Below are 16,495 nucleotides of genomic sequence, written 5' to 3' on the forward strand. Positions count from 1 at the left end.
CGGCAGGCCACAGGGCATGCCGGAACATACTGCGTGGTGGCTGGTGGTGCGCAGGGGCCCGCGCGGCGGGCGCAGGATGAGCGGCGGCTCTGCCGCGTCAGGCGGCTTCCTGCTGCTCGGAGGCGAAGAGGCCCCAGAGGTCGTTGTAGAGCTCGGAGAACTCACGTGTCTCGACGAGGGATCCGATGGTGCGGGGCCGTTCGAAGGGGACCTGGATGACGCGGCGGATGGTGCCGGGGCCGCGTGACATCACGATGACCTCGTCGGCGAGGTAGAGGGCCTCGTTCAGATCGTGGGTGACGAAGACGAGTGTGCCGTTCTGCTCCTGCCAGATGTTGAGCAGTTCCTGCTGGAGGCGGAGGCGGGTGATGGCGTCGAGCGGCCCGAACGGCTCGTCCATCAGCACGATGGACGGGTCGTAGATCAGCGCCCGCGCGATGGCGCAGCGCTTCTGCATGCCGCCGGAGAGCTCGCGGGGGTAGTGGTCCTCGAAGCCGGTGAGGCCGACGAGCTCGACCCAGGAGGCGATCCGCTCCTCGCGCTCGTCCTTGGGTACCTTGCGGAACTTGAGCGCCAGGCCGATGTTGGCCCGGACGCTCAGCCAGGGCAGCAGGTGGGACTGCTGAGTCACGTACGCCGCATCGGAGTTGACGGCGGTGACGGGTTCGCCGGCGTAGTGGACCTGCCCCTGGGTGGGGGTGAGGAGCCCGGCGGCCAGGTTGAGGATGGTGCTCTTTCCGCACCCGCTGGGCCCGATCACGGCGACGACCTTGCCGCGGTCCACCTTGAACGACACGTTCTCGATCGCGGGCCGGTGGGTGCCGGGGAACTGCAGGGTGACGTCCTCGAGACGGAGGGCCTCGGGGTGGGTAGTGCGCTGTGTGGTCGACATGTCTGTCTCCTCGGCCGCCCCTCTTCGCGATGGGATGGGAGCGGGGCCGTGCGCTCGCGCCGTAACGGCGGTCATGGATAGCGATGCAGTCGGCTGCGCGACTGCGCGACAGTGCTACGTCCTGGCGTCGTCGAGATTGTCCGACAACCAGTGACGTGAATCTAACACCGCCAACTGGCCGACACAAGAAATCTGCTGGAAATCACAGGAAGAACCTCGCCCGTCGAGAGCTGTCGTGAAATTGCCTCAACTCATTGTCGGACAAGGAGGGTTACACGACGTTGGTGCCCAGCGCCTTCTCCCCTTCGGGGAAGAAGCTCGTGAGGCGGTTGTAGTCGTCGAGCGTCGCGGTCGGGTACCACTTCAGGTGCGCCTCGCAGATCGCCTGGAGCACCGGGGTCTCCCCCGGGTCCGAGCAGTCGGTGCCGACCGGGATGCGCGAGTTGTAGGTCTTCGCGAGCGCCTTCTGCGCGGCGTCCGAGGACAGGAACGAGGTGAGCAACGCCGCGGCGGCCGGGTGCGGGGCGCCCTTGGGGACGTAGAGGTAGGACTCGTTGGCGTTGGTCGGGGAGAGCGGGGCCACCTCGACGGGCGAGCCGTGCTTCTTGGCCTCCAGTACGAGGTTGATGAGGCTCGTCCCGAGGCTCACCTCCCCGGACTCGATCGGCGCCTCCGTCTGGGTCGTGTTCGGCGCGTAGTGCGGCCTCTGCTCGGCGAACTTCTTCGCCCACGCCAGCGCCTTCGCCTGCCCCATGGACGAGTCCAGGGCCCAGGGAGTGAGGAACGAGGCCCGGGACTCCGCCGACACCTTGCCGCCGGACCACTTGGGATCCAGCAGGTCGTCCCAACTCTTGGGTACGTCGGCCGGTTTGACCTTCTCGGTGTTGTACGCCCAGACCTTGGGAACCGCCCAGATGTAGACGAGCTTCCTGGCGAAGAGGTTCTTCCGGCCGATGCCGTACGCCGACCAGTCGATGTCGTCCGCCATGTCCTCGGACGGGACCACGGTGAGCCCGCCGGCCGCGGCCACGTCGACCGAGACCTTCCCCGCGGCCTGCTCCATGCGCAACTGGCTCACCTGGTCGGGCGCCTTGGTGTTGCTGTACTTGACCTTGACGCCCGGGTACTTCTTCTCGAACAGGTCGATGGCCGGCTGCATCTGCTGCTGCGGCTTGGGGACCGACCACTCGACCTCCCCTTCCTTCGCGGCCTGCTTCACCAGCGCGTTCATCGACGACGGGAGGTCGGCGCTCTCGACTCTGGCGCCGCAGCCGGTGAGGGCTGCGCCGGTGGCCAGGACGGTCACTGCGCTGAAGGTGATCCGCGTTCGGCCCCGGGCCGTCCTGCCGGTCTTCCGGGCTGTCCTGCTGCCGGTCTTTTCCTGCCTCATGGCGAGTGTGTCCTCGGGTCGTGTCCGGCGGTGCGGGCGGTGCACGGCTAGCGGATGGGGGGTGTGCCGTAGACCCGGGCGGCGTTGCCGCCCAGCACGCCCGCGAGCTCGTCCGGTGACATCCACGACAGCCGGCCCTCGATGGAGTCCCGCAGCTCCTGGAGGCTGCCTTCGGACGCCGGGAAGTTGGATCCCCACATCAGATGGCCGGCGCCGAACGTCGCGGCGAGCCGCCGCAGCACCTCCTCGACGTCGACGCCCTCCTGGTCCCCGAGGCGGCGCAGCGCCGGTGGCGTGATCTTGAGGTGGACGCCCGCGAAGCGGGCCAGCTGCCCGAGTTCGCCGAGCTTCGGGTAGGTGGGCCCTCCGGTGGCGTCGGGGCGTCCGGCATGGTCGAGCAGGACGGTCAGCGTCGGGTGGGTGTCGAGGACCTGGAGGAGCTTGTCCGTGTCCTTGGAGTGCATCTGGATGCACACCGGCACGCCACGGCTCTCCACGTACTCCCACACCGCGGCCATCCGGTCGTCCGACAGTCCGCTGCCCGGCGTGGGCACCTTGGTGGTTCCGTCCGACACGCGGATGCGGACACCGCTGAAGCCGCGCTCCTCGATCCAGTGCCGCAGTTCGGGCACGGCCGAGTCGGAGAGGAAGTCGACGGCGCAGACCCCCACCAGCCTGTCCGGGAACTTGGCCAGGGCGTCCGCCGCGTAGCGGTTGTCGAATCCGTACACCGTCGAGGCGTGGACGAGCGCCGCGCGTTCGACGCCCGCCGTGTCGAGGTGCCGGATCAGACCGGTGATGTCCACGGGGCGGGTGCGGGACCACTCCGACCGGGTGCCTCCGAGCGGCTTCACGGGGTAGGTGTCGGGGTCATTGGAGACGGCGTGGGTGTGGGTGTCGAAATAGCGCATCGACTCTCCTGGGGGTGGTGTCGGTTGAGCGATGTACGAAGGGGCGGCCACGCTGAGGGGTCAGGCCCCGCCCACGTACCGGTGGAAGTCGGCGAAGAGGTCCTCCGCGTCCAGGTCCGCCTTGATGAGTTCCTGCTCGCGGGCGTAGCGGATGGCCGTGCGCAGGGTGGCCAGGAGGGTGTCGGTGACACCGTGCTGGACCACGAGTTCGCGGGTGGTGCCGGTGGGCTCGGAGGGGCGGGCCGCGTCGATGCCGGCACAGAGCCCGCGATACACGGCGCGCACCAGGTCGGGCTGCGTCTCGAGGAGTTCCTTGCGGACCACGGCGAGGTGATTGATCGGGACCCAGCCGTGGGTGTCGAGGAACTGCGCCTGCCGGGCCTTCCAGTCCGTGATGACGGGCACGAGTCCCTCGACGTGGTCGGCCGAGCGGGCCCCCATGACGACCGCGGCGATGTCCTTGTCGCGCAGGGCGTCCACGAGTGGGCGTGATGTGCGCTCGACGTTGGACGGTTCCGGTGCGCCGTCCACGTGCGCGCCCTCTCTGGTCACCCATGTCACGTCCTGGGCCCGCACTCCGTAGGTGTCGCTGAGGACACCGCGCACCCACAGGCCCGTGGTCTGGCTGTAGGCGCGCACGCCGACCCGCCGTCCGCGCAGGTCCTCGGGGCTGAGCCGGCCCTCTCCGCCCCATACGGAGATCGACCGGTGGTGGAAGTTTCCGTGCAGGACCACGGGGAGCGCGGCGACCGGGACGTCGGCCTCGACGGCCTGCAGCAGGGTGGCGAGGGCGAGTTCGCTGACGTCGTAGCGCAGCTCGCGGACCATGGGGGCGAAGGCCCGGTGGATCGGCTCGACTTGGGGGAGGTCGAGCTCGCAGCCGGGGACCTTGAGAGTCCCGTCGAGCAGCGGTTCGGTGTGGGGGTATCGGCGCAGTGCCACCGACAGGCGCGTCATCGCGCGCTCCGTCCGGGGTGGCGGTCAGGTGTGGTGTGACGACGGTGTCGGCCGGACATGTCAGTCCTTCCTCGTCGGAAGCTTTGTTAGACAATGCGGGGAAGCTAACAGCGGTTTCGCGGCCCGGACAAGGCTTCGTAGCCAGAATCGTCAAACAATCCGGCCGTGTCACTGGGGTTCACGGCAAGCGGAGCCGGTGCTACGGTCCCGGTTGTTCGACAAAGCGCCTGAGCCGCGGGGCCGCCGTGGAGCGCCCCACCCGCACCGGCACTGCCGCCGCCGGTGCGTACCTGTATCGATCACCGTCCATCGCCGACTCGGACCCCGTCCTCGGCGTACGGATCACACATGCCGAGGGCGAACCTCCGAGGAGGGATGGCGATGAGTCACCACATGGAGAGATCCCGACGAGCCACGATGGTGGCCGCGCTGACACTGCTGACGTGGGCCGCGGCGACCGGCTGCGGAGCGGGTACGGAGCAGGCCGAACTGCCCTCGTCCAAAGCCGCTTTGGCCAAACAGGCCGCACAGGAAGGCGTGGTGAACTGGGCGTCCTGGAACCCGGAAGCCCAGATGCAGCCCGCCATCGACCTGTTCGAGAAGAAGTACCCCCACATCAAGGTCAAGTACACCAACGTCAAGGCGCCGGACCAGGTGAGCCGGCTCAAGGTGGAACAGGCCGCCCGGAAGGTCTCGATCGACGTGGCGAACGCCGGCGGACTCACCATGACCCCGGCGGTGAAGCTGGCCGGTGACGTCGACTGGGCGGCGTACGGAGTCGCCGACAAGGACATCTTCGCCAAGAACTTCGTCTACGTCTGGGCCACACCCAAGGTCTGGGCGTACAACACCGACCAGGTCAAACCGGCGGATGCGCCGAAGAGTTGGGACGACCTCCTGGACTCCAAGTGGGCCGGTGGCAGGATCTCGGCGGAATCGCGCGCCTCGTTCATGTCCGTCTGGGACCTGAACGGCTCGATGGGCGAGACGAAGGCCCTGGCCTGGGCGAAGAAGTTCGGTGCCCTGAAACCGCACTACTCGCCGAACGTCACGCAGGCCGAGGCACCCATCGAGTCCGGCGAGGTCGCCATCGGCACCAGCCTGGCGAGCCTGGTCCTCGCCGCGAAGGACAAGGGCGCGCCCGTCGCCATCGCCCCCGTCTCGCCGACCAGCGCGAGCGAGTCCTATCTGTACGTCCCGAAGGGCGCCCCGCACCCGGCCGCCGCGGCCCTGCTCACCTCTTTCCTGTCCTCGGACGCCGCCCAGCGGGTGCTCGCCAAGACGTACAACTCCCGGATCCCGGTCGACACCGACTGCTCGGACCCGGGTGACACCCCCGTACTCCAGGCGATGTGCGAGGCGGACCTCACGTGGTACGGCACCAAGACCCTCGGGAAGTACAAGACGCTCTCCGGCTTCTATCCGAAGGCCGAGAAGGAGTTCGGGACCGATGTGGGCTAGGCGCTGGGCCGGGCGCACAGAAGACAGCGAAGAGCCGACCGCGACCGGCACCACCCGGTCCGTCAAGGGGAGTCCGCAATGGCCCTGAACACGGAAGAAGCCCCACCGACACAGAGTGCGGAGCCACCACCGCCGCCCGGCGCGCGCTCCGCCCACCCGCACCCGAAGGTCTCCTCGGCCGCGCGTGGCCTTGTGAACCTGGCGATGGTCGTCCTGGTGGGATACCTCGTCCTGGTCCCCCTCGCGATCCTGATCTACAGCAGCCTCAAACCGTCGACCACGGACCTGCCGTTCGAGGTTCCGGGCTTCTCGCTCGACAATTTCCAGTCCGTCCTCGAGTCCGGCCGACTGGGCTCCGTCACCCTCAACACCGTTGTCTACGTGCTCGGTTCGCTCGTCGTCGCCCTCGTGCTCAGCCTGGCCCTCGCCTATCTCTTCGAGAGGACCGACATACCCGGCCGTCGGGTGCTGAGCCCGCTGGCGCTGGCCCCGATGGCCGTGCCGGTCACGGTGATGGCGATCGCCTGGGCGCTGGTGGCCAACCCCGCCAACGGCCCCCTGGCCATCCTCATCCGCAAGGTGTTCGGCATCCACATCGACATCTATTCGATCCCCGGGATGATCCTGGTCATGGGCATCTTCGGGGTGCCCAGCATGTACTTGATGATCGCCCCGGCGTTCGCGCGGCTCAATCCCGAACTGGAGGAGGCCGCGGCCACGGTGGGTGCCTCGATGTGGCGCCGTCTGCGTCTCATCGTCCTCCCGCTCGTCGCGCCCGCGGTGTCGGCGGCCGGCATCCTGCTGGTCGTCGTGGCGCTCGAAGGGTTCGCGATTCCCGCGATCCTCGGACTGCCGGACAAGATCTTCGTCTTCAGCAGCCTCATCCAGTACTCGCTGCAGCCACCGGGCGGCGTCCCCAACTACGGCCAGGCCAGCACCTACGGTGTGCTCATCCTCGCGGTGTCACTCATCATGCTCGCCGTGTACCGGCGCCGCGTCCGTGACACCAACCGGTTCCGGGTCGTGGTCGGCAAGAGCTACCGCCAGACCAGGGTGAGCCTGGGGCGCTGGCGGATCCCCGTCCTCATCGTCGTCTGCGCGTACATGTTCGTCGGCATCGTCCTGCCGATCCTGGCGCTGCTGTGGACGAGCTTCTCCCCGCACACTCGGCCCATCACCTGGTCGGGGATCCACTCGATGACGTTCGCCAACTACGGGCACCTCCTCGACATCCCGGACATCGGCTCGATCCTGCTGAACACGGCGGAGGTCTCGCTGGTCACCGCCACGGTGACGACCGCCATGTCGGTATGGATCGCGGTGGCGGCCTCGCGCCGCCAATTCCCCGGCAGCACCCTCCTGTTCGAGGTCACGTCCTCCGTCTTCGGCATCCCGAGCGTGGTGCTCGGAGCCGCCGTGCTGTTCCTCTACCTGTTCGTGCCCATCCCGATCTACGGCACCGTATGGATCATCATCGTCGCCCTGGTGACCCGCTTCCTGCCCCGTGGCTCGCGCATGGTGCAGACGGCGCTGATGCAGCTGGACGACGGCCTGATCGAGGCCGCCCGTGTCACCGGCGCGCGCCCGGCCACCGTGACACGGACGGTGCTGCTTCCCCTGCTGCGACCGGCGCTGTGGAAGTGCTGGCTGTGGGTGTTCGCGCACGCGCTGGGCGAACTCCCCATCGCCCTGCTGCTGACCAGTTCCGACAACCGGACCCTGGTGGTGGTCCTGTGGGACACCTTCACCTCCAGCGTCGACAACCCGACGGCGAGCGCCCTGTCCGTGATCCTCGTGGTGATCTCCACTGCCGCCGTGTGGCTGGTCAACCGCCGCAGCACCGTGAAGGAAGTCTGAGAGAGATGGTGGAAACGATGAGCAAGAACCCCGTGAACTCGATCGTCATCACGGAGCTGCGCAAGTCCTACGAGCGGACGACCGGCGCCGAGACGACGTACGCGATCGACGGTGTCTCCTTCGACGTCCCCAAGGGCCGGTTCGTCACCCTGCTCGGGCCGAGCGGCTGCGGAAAGACCACGACGCTGCGCTGCGTCGCCGGCCTCGAACGTGCCTCGGGCGGCCGGATCGAGATGGGCGGGCAGATGGTGTTCGACGCGCCGCGGAAGGTCCATGTCCGCCCCGAGGACCGGCCGATCGCGATGGTGCCCCAGTCCTATGGCATCTGGCCGCACATGACCGTCATCGACAACGCGGCCTTCCCCATGCAGCACGGCCGCAACCGCCGCAAGGGCCAGGACATCCGCAAGCGGGCCATGGGCATGCTGGAGCAGGTCGGCCTCGACGCCATGGCGGACCGCTGGGCCACCCAGCTCAGCGGCGGCCAGCAGCAGCGCCTCGCCTTCGCCCGCGCCCTGCTCGGCGACCCCGAGGTGCTCCTCCTCGACGAGCCGCTCTCGAACCTCGACGCGAAACTGCGGGCCAAGCTCCGCCAGGAACTGCGCTCGTTCCAGGCCCAGTTCGGGGTCACTGCGCTCTACGTCACTCACGACCAGGCCGAGGCGCTGGCGCTCTCGGACACGGTCATCGTGATGAACCACGGACACATCGAGCAGATCGACCGCCCGGAACGCCTCTACGACCACCCCCGTTCGTCCTTCGTCGCCGACTTCATCGGCAGCGCCAACCTGATCCCGGTGCAGGACGTCTCACCGCGCCGGGGCGGCAGCGGCGTCATCGCGAAGACCGACGTCGGCCCGGTCCTCTGCCTGCGCTCGCCGGACGGCGAGGACCACGGTGCGGGCAACGGCGGCTTCGTGTGCGTACGCCCGGAGAACGTGGAGGTGCGAGCGGACACGTCCGACCTGGCCGAGGACGAGTTCCTCGGCACGGTGGAGTCCTGCGAGTTCCTCGGCGACCGCCTCGAACTGGTGCTGCGCGCCGCCGATGTCCCCCTCACCGCCTTCGCACGGCCGAGCCTCGGCTGCCGCCCCGGGGACGAGGTCGCGGTGAGGTTCGACCCATCGACGACGAGCTACTTGCCGCACTGAGCCGATTCCGGCCACCCTCGGTGCCAACCGCTCTCGTCGCCTACGAAAGGTCATCTCCAGTGGAACGGCGAATCCAGCAGGTCGAGGCCGTGCTGTTCGACACCTTCGGCACGGTCGTCGACTGGCGGACCGGAGTGTCGGCAGCCGTCGACACCTTCGCGGCGCGTCACGGTCTGACGCTCGACGCGACCGCGTTCGCCGTGCGCTGGCGGGATCTCTATCAGCCGGCCATGGAACCCATCCGCACAGGCGAACGCGGTTTCACTCCGCTCGACGTCCTCCACGCGGAGAACCTGCGGACCGTCCTCGCCGAACACGGAATCGACGCGGCGAAGTTCGACGAGGTCGAGCTGACGTGGCTCAACGAGGCGTGGCACCGGCTGCCCGCGTGGCCGGACTCCGCACCCGGCCTGGAACAACTCGCCCGCAGCGTCACGACCGGGGCGCTGTCGAACGGCAACCTCGCACTCCTGTCCCGCCTGGCCAAGCACGCGGGCCTCCCCTGGGACGTCATCGTCGCCTCCGACGTCACCCGCGCCTACAAACCACAACCGCAGGCCTACGAGCGGGCGGCCGCCTTCCTGGGGCTGCGCCCCGACCAGGTCATGCTCGCGGCGGCCCACAACGAAGACCTGCGGGCCGCCCGGGACGCGGGCCTGCGCACCGCCTTCATCGCACGGCCGACGGAACACGGGCCCACGCAGACGACGAACCTGGCGCCCGATGCGGACTGGGACGTGGTCGCGGGAGATCTGGTCCAGTTGGCGACGCTCGTGGGCGACCGGCCCTGGACTGCGGACCGGCATCTCCTTCCCCCGGGGCGGCGGCCCTGAGCAGGACGGCTGACCTCGGCTTCAGCTTCGCCGGAACCAGCCGTCACACGTGGTGCCGCGTTCCGAGCTGGTTCGCGGCGGCCCGCACCGTCTGCTCCAGCAGCACCGCGATGGTCATCGGCCCCACACCGCCGGGAACCGGAGTGATCAGGCCTGCCCGGGTGACGGCGGTGTCATGGTCCACGTCCCCGACGTTGCCGGGGCTGTACCCGGCGTCGATCACGACCGCACCGGGCTTGATGTCCTCGCCGAGGATCAGCCGAGGCCGCCCCACGGCTGCCACCACCACGTCCGCCTCCCGGACGATCGCCGACAGGTCGTCGGTGCGGGAGTGGCAGTAGGTCACCGTCGCGTCCTTGGCGAGCAGGAGCATCCCTGCCGGTTTGCCGAGAATCGCGCTGCGTCCCACCACGACCGCGCGCTTGCCGGCGAGTTCGACGTCGTACGCCTCCAGCAGCCGCATGATTCCGCCCGGTGTGCAGGAGACGAAGCCCGGCCGCGCGAAGCTCATCGCGGCGAAGGAGTGCATCGTGACCCCGTCGACGTCCTTCTCCGGAGCGATGGCCTCGAACGCGGCCCGCTCGTCGATGTGCGGTCCGCAAGGGTGCTGGAGCAGGATGCCGTGCACATCGGGGTCGCCGGACAACTCCGCGAGGGTGTCGACGAGTTCGGCGGTCGTGGTGGTGGCAGGCAGGCCGATGTGCCGGGACGTGATGCCTGCCTTCGCGCAACGTGCCCGCTTCATGCGGACGTACGTGGCGGACGCGGGGTCCTCGCCCACCAGCACCGTCGCCAGACAGGGGGCGACCCCCGTGCGATCCGTGATCTCCGCCGCCCTGGCGGCGGTCTCCTCGACGATGCGTTGGGCGAGGCCGGAGCCGTCCATGAGCTGAGCCGTGCGAGTCTCGGACATTCGTTGCCCTCCAGGCGTTACTGACCACTCGCCCAGGCGCACGGCAACGACATCTCGTCAGACCGCTCCCCGGTGGTACTCCACCTCAGCGCCAGTCACGGCCCACGTTGAACTGTAGTGGACAGGGCGGCAGCACGGAACGCGCCGATGAGCACGCCTCGATTCGGTGAAAGCCCGCTGCTGCGCTCGTAGGATGCCGGAGTGCCCAGACCGATACCGACCAGCCGCCGTGCGTGGATTGCCGCATGGGCGGTGCTGTGCGCGGCCGGCCTCGCCGCCACGTACGGGCTGAACACGTCCTCGGAAGCCGACCCGCCACCCAAGAAGCCCGTCAGCGCCCAGTGCGCCGAGCTGATCGCGGGCATCGAGAGGCAGTTGGCCGATGCCAAGGAGGAAGGCGGCGACGACGTGGCACTGACGTTCTCACGCGTCCGGGGCGCCGACGAGGACGACTGCCACGACGCGCTCCGCGACCACTTCGTCGGTGAGCGGTGATCCGCGGCGTCTGGCTCGCCGCGTTGGCGGTGGTGGTGGTCGTCGTCACCACCGGGTTGGCCATCGCCATGAGTGCCGCATCGGAACCGGAGCCGCAGCCCACGCCGTCGCGCGTCTACTCCTCCTGCCTTGCGGCGGACACCCGGCCACTGGATCCGGGCGACGACCCGTGCGAGGGGTCCGGGAACTGAGCAACTCCCCTGCCGCTGCTAGGAGTTACGACCCACCTCATGGCGCCTGCCCGCCGCGATCACGGTCTCCACGGACTGCAGCGCCCCGATGTCCGTGAGCGGGTCGCCGTCCACCACGAGGACGTCCGCGCTGTAGCCGGGGGTGAGTTGCCCGGTCGTCTCGTCCAAGCCCAGCGCTTGGGCAGCTTCCGTCGCGGCCATGGCGAGGACGCGGTCGTTGGGCACGCCCAGGTGCTCGTAGAACGTCAGGCCGGCGGGTAGGCCGTCGAAACCGGCGCGTTGGACGCCCGCGTCGGTGCCCGCGATCAGCCGTACACCGGCCTCGGCCATCCGACGTACCGCGTCGAACATGGCCTCGGCGCGCTCGGCACCGAAGAACTGCGGCAGCATCCGCCAGTGCGGGCCGACCGTGGGGCAGACGTAGATGTTCCGCTCGATGATCTGGTCGAGCACGTCCTGGCGGACCTCGAATCCGTCGGCCGTCATCCACGTGCAGTGCTCGATGGTGTCGACCCCCGCCGTGACCGCGGCGGTGATGCCGTCCGCGCCGTGCGCGTGCGCGGCGACCGGCAGTCCGGTGCGGTGCGCCTCGTCGACGAGCGCGGCCAACTCCTCGTCGGAGAACTGGGACTCCCAGCTCTTGGCCCCGCCCTTGGTGAGTCCGCCGCCGGTCACCATGACCTTGATGACCTGGGCACCGGCCTCGACGTTGCGCCGGACCAGCCGCCGGATCCCGTCGGGTCCGGAGACTTCGCCGCCGAGGAACCAGCAGTGGCCACCGGGCGGAGTGACGGGCGTCGTCGCCGGGACGACGCGCGGACCGACGGCCGAGCCCTCCCGGATGTCCTGGGCGAGACGCACTGTGAGGCCGTTGCGGTCGCCGAGGTCGCGGGCCGCCGTGACCCCCGCGCTCAGCAACCGCCGCGCCCGGCCTGCCATCTCGGCGAACAGCGCCTCGTCGCCCTGTTCCTGGAGCGTGGCGACGGGGTCCGGGCCCGCGTCGAAGCAGAGGTGCACGTGGGCATCGATCAGGCCCGGGAGCACGGTCCCGGCGGGGAAGTCGAGCCGGGGCTCATCGGGCCGTGCCTGGCGCTCGACCTCTTCGCGTGGTCCGACGCCGGCGATGACGCCCCCGCGTACGAGGACACCCGCGTCGGCGACAACGTGACGATCAGGTCCGGCCAGGGCGCGCGCGGCGGTGATCAACATGAATCGCGGCTCTCTTTCGCATGCGAGGACGACAGCTGATGGAGCATGGAGCCAGGACATCAGACGGAGCGAGGAGTTCGTGGATGTCGGTCTCTCCCGGCTCCGCTGTGTCGTGCGGCGATCACCGCACCAGGCAGCAGTCTCCGCACTTGCCGCCGCCGGGCGCGCGGTAGAAGAGGCAGCAACTGCGCCGCCGGAATGCCAGGTCGGGGCCGGTGATCCGACCCGTTCCCCGTAGCCGGCCCGTCTCCAGTAGTTCCTGCGTCACATGCCTGACGTCCGTACGCAGGTCGGGCCGGGATCTGAGCAGTTGCGCCGCCGAACCGACGAGCGCGGACGCGGAGTTGCCGGCCAGCAGGCGCGGAGCCACCTTGACGGTGAGGCCGCTCTCGACCGCCGCCAGGACGCCGTCCACCTCCGCGAAGACCGCGTCGGCGAGCGAGGGGAGCCGCGATGCGTGTCGTCCCTCGGGGCGGGGCAGGTGGAGCGCGGAGCCCTCCCCGGACCATTCCACCGTGCTCATCGTCGGCACGATCCCGTGTACGAGCGCGCAGGCGAGGACCGGTGACCAGAGGCGGGCCGCAAGGCCGAGGTGGGCGATGGAGGCGCCGATGCGGGGTTCGGCGGTGGCGTAGTGGTCGTTGACCGTCTGGGCGCGTGCGGCGAGACCGGCGTGGGTGAGTCGTGCGTCGGGCGGCCGCCGCGTCGGCGTCGTGTCGAGGGCGAAGAATCCGCCCAGGCGCGACGCCACGTCCCGCAGCGCCTCGGCGACCTGTTCCGGCGCCACCTCGCTCATGAGGTCTTGGTCTTGGCCCGGCGCGGCGCGTCGATGAGATAGAGGTCCAGGATCTCGGGGCAGGGCGCTACGCCCGGTCCGCCGGTCCGCACCCAGTCCGCTATGTCCTCGGTGGCGTCGGCGTCGTTCACCAGGCCGAGCCAGACCGGCCGCGCTCCGGCCGCCCGCCCCGCGGACGAGGGTTGTACGACGATGACGTTGGCCTGCTCGCAGACGTCCAGGCACTCGGAGATCCGCGTCGGTGCGATCCGGCGCAGCCGCGCCGTCTGCGCGGCGTGATCGCCGTTGACCTTGACCGTTCCGCAGCAGCAGTCGCGGCACACGACCACGCGGCACGGAACCGCCCGGTCCGTTACGGGGGCCGTCGCTTCGGCGAGCCGTTCAGGCATGCCGCATCCTCCCTCTCGCCGGGGAGTTCCGCCCCGGATCGCTTCGAGGGGGCGACAGCGTGAGTCTCCTGGCTCTCGGGTCCGCGCTCGTCCCGGCCTTCCCACCCTCGCGGGGCAGTGGCCTTCCGGGATCCGCTCGCCGATCACAGTGGCGGTACCGCACCGGATTCGCACCGGTTTCCTCGGGCCGCCGTCGCCCGTGTTCAGGGCCATCATGCCATCCGGCCCACGGCTGGGCGGACGTTGTGGCGCGTCGCGCACGACGCCCCGTAGGGTGAACGGCGTAGCTGGTTCGCCCCGTCCGCCAGGCGGGGCGTCGTAAGAGGGAACCCGGTGGGAATCCGGGACTGCCCCGCAGCGGTGAGTGGGAACGACCGCCGTCAGACGCACTGGGCCCCGGAAGAGGGGTCTGGGAAGCGACGGTCACTAGGTGTCCGCCCTTTCGGGTGGGTGTGCCCGCGAGTCCGAAGACCTGCCAACTGCCCGTGCACGGACGGCCCGTGCGCGGACATCTCGGTGACCTCGTGGGCGGGTCAAGGGGAGCACCTCCAGTCGAAGACTGGGGGAGCACACATACCGGTGGAAGATCGTGCCTCGCAGCGCGCGGTCGCCGCTCCGGTGGTGTCACTCCTTCGTGCCACAGGGGTCTTCGGGATCTCAGGGATACGTCTCTCGAAGGAGAATTCCGTGACCACCAGGACCACCACCGCCGACACCGCGGCCGCACGGGCCACCGTGTACGGCTACCCCCGCCAGGGCCCGAACCGGGAACTGAAGAAGGCGATCGAGGGCTACTGGAAGGGCCGCGTCGACGGCGACGCGCTCCGGGCCACCGCCGCCGAACTGCGCCGCTCCGCCTGGCAGGAACTCGCCGCATCCGGCATCGACGAGGTGCCGACCGGCGACTTCTCGTACTACGACCACGTCCTGGACACGACCGTCATGGTCGGGGCGGTGCCCGAGCGCCACCGGGCCGCCGTGGCGGCGGACGCCCTGGACGGGTACTTCGCCATGGCCCGCGGCACCGAGGACGTCGCTCCGCTGGAGATGACCAAGTGGTTCGACACCAACTACCACTATCTGGTCCCGGAGTTGGGCCCTGACACCGTGTTCACCACCGATTCCACCAAGCAGGTCGCGGAGCTCCGGGAAGCCCTCGCCCTCGGTCTGGACACCCGTCCCGTGCTGGTCGGCCCGGTGACCTACCTCCTGCTGTCGAAGCCCGCTCCCGGCGTGGCCGACGACTTCGATCCGCTGACCCTGCTGGACCGGCTGCTGCCCGTCTACGCCGAAGTCCTCTCCGACCTGCGTGCCTCGGGTGCCGCCTGGGTGCAGCTCGACGAGCCCGCGCTGGTCCAGGACCGCACCCCGGCCGAGCTGAACAGCGCCGCCCGCGCCTACCGTGACCTCGGCTCCCTCGCCGACCGCCCGAAGCTCCTGGTCGCCTCGTACTTCGACCGGCTCGGCGAGGCCCTGCCGGTGCTCGCCAAGGCTCCCGTCGACGGCCTCGCCCTCGACTTCACCGGCTCCGCCGCCGCCAACCTGGAGGAACTCGCCGCCGTCGGCGGCCTGTCCGGCAAGCGTCTCGTCGCCGGCGTGGTGAACGGCCGCAACATCTGGGTCAACGACCTGGAGTGGTCCCTCGCCACGCTCGGCACCCTGCTCGGGCTCGCCGACCGCGTCGACGTTGCCACTTCCTGCTCGCTTCTGCACGTCCCCCTGGACGCGTCCGTGGAGCGGGACATCGAGCCGCAGATCCGGCGCTGGCTCGCCTTCGCCCGCCAGAAGACCGCCGAGGTCGCCACCCTCACCAAGGGCCTGACCCGAGGCACCGGCGTGATCGGAGCCGAACTCGCCGCCAACCGTGCTGCGTTGAACTCCCGCGCCACCTCGCCCATCACCCACGATCCGGCGGTCAGGGCCCGCGCCGCCGCCGTCACCGAGCACGATGGGCGCCGCTCGCAGCCGTACGCCGAGCGGACCGCCGCCCAACGGGCCCTCCTGAACCTGCCGCTGCTGCCGACCACGACCATCGGCTCTTTCCCGCAGACCGGTGAACTCCGCGCAGCCCGCGCCGACTTGCGGGCCGGGCGCATCGACACCGCAGGGTACGAGGACCGCATCAGGAACGAGATCCATGAGGTCGTCTCGTTCCAGGAGAAGGCCGGCATCGACGTGCTCGTGCACGGCGAGCCCGAGCGCAACGACATGGTCCAGTACTTCGCGGAGCAGCTGGGCGGCTACCTGGCCACCCAGCACGGCTGGGTCCAGTCCTACGGCACCCGCTACGTCCGCCCGCCGGTCCTCGCGGGCGACATCTCCCGCCCCGAGCCGATGACCGTGCGCTGGACGACGTACGCACAGTCGCTCTCCGGCCGTCCGGTCAAGGGCATGCTCACCGGCCCTGTCACCATGCTCGCCTGGTCCTTCGTCCGCGACGACCAGCCACTGGGCGACACCGCCCGGCAGGTCGCCCTCGCCCTGCGCGACGAGGTCGACGACCTTGAGGCGAACGGCACTTCGGTCATCCAGGTCGACGAACCCGCCCTCCGCGAGACACTTCCGCTGCGCGCCACCGACCACGCCGCCTATCTCGACTGGGCCACCGAGGCGTTCCGCCTCACCACGAGCGGCGTCCGCCCGGACACGCAGATCCACACGCACATGTGCTACGCCGAGTTCGGTGACATCGTGCAGGCCATCGACGACCTCGACGCCGATGTCATCAGCCTGGAGGCCGCCCGCTCCCACATGCAGGTCGCGCACGAGCTCGCCGCCCATGGTTATCCGCGCGAGGCCGGCCCCGGCGTGTACGACATCCACTCCCCGCGTGTCCCGAGCGTCGACGAGGCAACCACCCTGTTGCGTACGGGACTTGAGGCCATCCCCGCCGAGCGGCTGTGGGTCAACCCGGACTGTGGGCTGAAGACCCGCGGCTGGGCCGAGACACGCGCCTCTCTGGAACACCTCGTCGCCGCCGCACGCATCGTCCGTGCGGAGCTCGGGACGACCGCGCCCTGAGCCGCGATTCTGCGGCCCTCGCCCCTGGT

The 16,495-nt window shown here is 69.7% G+C and carries 15 protein-coding genes and 3 riboswitches; of the genes, 7 read left to right on the forward strand and 8 right to left on the reverse strand.

Features of this window, described 5'->3' with window-relative positions; genetic code table 11:
• Positions 1–97: 97 nt before the first annotated feature.
• The 4 genes from OKJ99_RS12280 to OKJ99_RS12295 all read right to left on the reverse strand — a co-directional run bounded on the left by OKJ99_RS12280 (position 98) and on the right by OKJ99_RS12295 (position 4,150).
• On the reverse strand, positions 98–892 hold the full coding sequence (locus OKJ99_RS12280; protein WP_326016064.1) for an ABC transporter ATP-binding protein: 795 nt from the start codon (positions 890–892) through the stop codon (positions 98–100).
• Positions 893–1,163: 271 nt separating this feature from the next.
• Positions 1,164–2,198 (reverse strand): ABC transporter substrate-binding protein, encoded by a 1,035-nt coding sequence (locus OKJ99_RS12285; protein WP_326016065.1) that lies wholly within the window; start codon positions 2,196–2,198, stop codon positions 1,164–1,166.
• A 131-nt stretch (positions 2,199–2,329) separates the two neighbouring features.
• Positions 2,330–3,193, reverse strand: a complete 864-nt coding sequence (locus tag OKJ99_RS12290) for an amidohydrolase family protein (protein ID WP_326016066.1) — start codon at positions 3,191–3,193, stop codon at positions 2,330–2,332.
• Between the two features lie 60 nt (positions 3,194–3,253).
• Positions 3,254–4,150: a substrate-binding domain-containing protein gene (locus OKJ99_RS12295; protein ID WP_326016067.1), complete on the reverse strand. Its 897-nt coding sequence runs from the start codon at positions 4,148–4,150 to the stop codon at positions 3,254–3,256.
• 393 nt (positions 4,151–4,543) lie between these two features.
• On the opposite strand from OKJ99_RS12295, the gene OKJ99_RS12300 reads away from it, so the two are divergent.
• From OKJ99_RS12300 to OKJ99_RS12315, 4 genes are all read left to right on the forward strand, one after another.
• Positions 4,544–5,611 carry an ABC transporter substrate-binding protein gene (locus OKJ99_RS12300; RefSeq protein ID WP_326016068.1) on the forward strand — a complete coding sequence of 356 codons (1,068 nt, stop codon included), beginning with the start codon at positions 4,544–4,546 and terminating at the stop codon, positions 5,609–5,611.
• A gap of 78 nt (positions 5,612–5,689) precedes the next feature.
• Entirely contained in the window at positions 5,690–7,468 is a 1,779-nt protein-coding gene (locus OKJ99_RS12305) for an ABC transporter permease (RefSeq protein ID WP_326016069.1), read from the forward strand.
• Positions 7,469–7,485: 17 nt separating this feature from the next.
• Positions 7,486–8,619, forward strand: a complete 1,134-nt coding sequence (locus OKJ99_RS12310; RefSeq protein ID WP_326016070.1) for an ABC transporter ATP-binding protein — start codon at positions 7,486–7,488, stop codon at positions 8,617–8,619.
• A gap of 59 nt (positions 8,620–8,678) precedes the next feature.
• Positions 8,679–9,452: a haloacid dehalogenase type II gene (locus tag OKJ99_RS12315; protein WP_326016071.1), complete on the forward strand. Its 774-nt coding sequence runs from the start codon at positions 8,679–8,681 to the stop codon at positions 9,450–9,452.
• Between the two features lie 43 nt (positions 9,453–9,495).
• Here the strand turns inward: OKJ99_RS12315 and OKJ99_RS12320 are convergent, their stop codons facing one another.
• Entirely contained in the window at positions 9,496–10,365 is an 870-nt protein-coding gene (locus tag OKJ99_RS12320; protein WP_326016072.1) for a bifunctional 5,10-methylenetetrahydrofolate dehydrogenase/5,10-methenyltetrahydrofolate cyclohydrolase, read from the reverse strand.
• 23 nt (positions 10,366–10,388) lie between these two features.
• Positions 10,389–10,474: riboswitch (ZMP/ZTP riboswitch) on the reverse strand.
• 92 nt (positions 10,475–10,566) lie between these two features.
• Between OKJ99_RS12320 and OKJ99_RS12325 the strand changes: the two genes are divergently transcribed.
• Together OKJ99_RS12325 and OKJ99_RS12330 are read left to right on the forward strand one after the other, a co-directional pair.
• The gene (locus OKJ99_RS12325) at positions 10,567–10,860 is read left to right on the forward strand and encodes a hypothetical protein (RefSeq protein WP_326016073.1); all 294 of its coding nucleotides are present in this window, start codon (positions 10,567–10,569) and stop codon (positions 10,858–10,860) included.
• Positions 10,857–11,051, forward strand: coding sequence for a hypothetical protein (locus OKJ99_RS12330; protein ID WP_326016074.1), 195 nt, complete (start codon positions 10,857–10,859; stop codon positions 11,049–11,051). The genes OKJ99_RS12325 and OKJ99_RS12330 overlap by 4 nt, the downstream gene beginning before the upstream one ends.
• A gap of 18 nt (positions 11,052–11,069) precedes the next feature.
• Here the strand turns inward: OKJ99_RS12330 and OKJ99_RS12335 are convergent, their stop codons facing one another.
• The 3 genes from OKJ99_RS12335 to OKJ99_RS12345 form a co-directional block, all read right to left on the reverse strand.
• The gene (locus OKJ99_RS12335) at positions 11,070–12,260 is read right to left on the reverse strand and encodes an amidohydrolase family protein (RefSeq protein WP_326016075.1); all 1,191 of its coding nucleotides are present in this window, start codon (positions 12,258–12,260) and stop codon (positions 11,070–11,072) included.
• Between the two features lie 121 nt (positions 12,261–12,381).
• Positions 12,382–13,056 (reverse strand): (2Fe-2S)-binding protein, encoded by a 675-nt coding sequence (locus OKJ99_RS12340; RefSeq protein ID WP_326016076.1) that lies wholly within the window; start codon positions 13,054–13,056, stop codon positions 12,382–12,384.
• Complete coding sequence (locus OKJ99_RS12345) at positions 13,053–13,445, reverse strand: (2Fe-2S) ferredoxin domain-containing protein (protein WP_326016077.1); 393 nt, start codon at positions 13,443–13,445, stop codon at positions 13,053–13,055. The genes OKJ99_RS12340 and OKJ99_RS12345 overlap by 4 nt, the downstream gene beginning before the upstream one ends.
• 61 nt (positions 13,446–13,506) lie before the next feature.
• Positions 13,507–13,629: riboswitch (cobalamin riboswitch) on the reverse strand.
• A gap of 87 nt (positions 13,630–13,716) precedes the next feature.
• Positions 13,717–13,939: riboswitch (cobalamin riboswitch) on the forward strand.
• 193 nt (positions 13,940–14,132) lie between these two features.
• Between OKJ99_RS12345 and metE the strand changes: the two genes are divergently transcribed.
• A complete protein-coding gene (gene metE / locus OKJ99_RS12350; RefSeq protein ID WP_326016078.1) occupies positions 14,133–16,466 on the forward strand; it encodes a 5-methyltetrahydropteroyltriglutamate--homocysteine S-methyltransferase in 2,334 nt (777 codons plus the stop codon).
• Positions 16,467–16,495: the final 29 nt, after the last annotated feature.

This window comes from Streptomyces endophyticus, assembly GCF_035798155.1.
Lineage (GTDB): Bacteria > Actinomycetota > Actinomycetes > Streptomycetales > Streptomycetaceae > Streptomyces > Streptomyces endophyticus.